Genomic DNA, 846 nt, shown 5'->3' on the forward strand with positions numbered 1-846 from the left:
GCTGCTTGTCGCGGCCCGACGAAAACACCGCCCACTCCTGCGGCTGAGTGTCGACCTGACCAGCATCGAAAAAAAGGGCAGCACGCTGCCCTTCGTTCGCGTCTATAACGAGGTTCACGGCATCCATCTGGTCGTGTTGTTCGCCGAATACGGAGCGGTGAAGTTTCCCGTGGGGTACCGGGTCTACCGGGGCAAGGGGACAGCGACCCCAGTGACTCTGGCACGAGAACTTCTGCGAACCGTCCCAGACGCGATCCGTCGTCGATTCCGGATTCGCGTGTTAGCAGACAGCGGATTCGAATCCGCTGTCTTCCTGGATGAAGTCAGGCAGCTGGGCTTCGAGTTTGTGGTGGGCGTTCGGTCAACCCGGCGGACGATGCACCCAGGCGAGGTCACGGTGGCTGACTGTCCGCATGGAGGCTACATCGAATTGAAGAACTGGCCGCATGACCCGCTGGTGCTGGGTCGCGTCGACCGTGGAGACCGGGTGTTTCACGCGGTTTCTTCGGAACTGATGGAAGGCGACGAGGTGGTCGCCGAGGGGGCAAAGCGGTGGAGTGAGGAATCGTTCTTCAAGGAGGGCAAGCACCAGTTTGGTCTGGCGCAGTTCGCATTGCGAACTGCTGTGGGCCTGGATCGCTGGGTCCTGCTGGTGTTCCTGGCCTGGACACTGGCCATCCTGCACCGAGAGACCGGGATGACCCTGGAGGCGTGTGCTGCTCTGGCACTGATGACGGTCATGCCAGACGTTCATTTGAACCGCCTGCTCCTGACGTTCAGCAGAAACTCGGAATTTCTCCGCCAGCACGGCTATTCACTGCGCTATGCGAGGTGCAACTCCTGAGT

General features: G+C 60.6%; 1 protein-coding gene. It reads left to right on the forward strand.

The genetic code is table 11. The features are described from left to right. A partial coding sequence (locus OWC43_RS23385; protein ID WP_393958680.1) for a transposase occupies positions 1-844 on the forward strand: 844 nt, incomplete at its 5' end. Positions 845-846 lie beyond the last annotated feature (2 nt).

Origin of the sequence: Methylorubrum sp. POS3, from assembly GCF_043352485.1 — a bacterium.
In the GTDB taxonomy this organism is placed as follows: domain Bacteria; phylum Pseudomonadota; class Alphaproteobacteria; order Rhizobiales; family Beijerinckiaceae; genus Methylobacterium; species Methylobacterium suomiense.